This is a genomic window from Bartonella sp. AP58NXGY, from assembly GCF_042195785.1.
Classification (GTDB): domain Bacteria; phylum Pseudomonadota; class Alphaproteobacteria; order Rhizobiales; family Rhizobiaceae; genus Bartonella.
Map to the genome: position 1 here is coordinate 1 of NZ_JBHIOY010000371.1, position 263 is coordinate 263.

Sequence of the window (263 nt, forward strand, 5' to 3'; positions counted from 1 at the left end):
TGGAGTTAGTATAGGCCCCTTAACATCAATGGGCCAGTAAATAAGAGGATAAAAGGAGAGTTCATCTTTATCGAGATCAAGTGCTGTAACAGAGCCGGGGGTAAGCATTGTGCGCTCTGCGATAAATTGGCTTAAGGCTTCTAGACCACTTTTACTCGTTGTATCAATTTCATGATTGTTGGTTATAACATAGGCAAGATGCGTTGCACCAGCAGCTTCTACACTATCATGATAATTTTCTGTCGTTTGTGCATGAAGCCTTG

General features: G+C 41.8%; 1 protein-coding gene. It reads right to left on the reverse strand.

Annotated features, from left to right (window positions below; all coding sequences use genetic code 11):
- The coding region (locus tag ACFINC_RS11485; protein WP_375617283.1) for a DUF4159 domain-containing protein at positions 1–263 on the reverse strand (263 nt) is incomplete at both ends.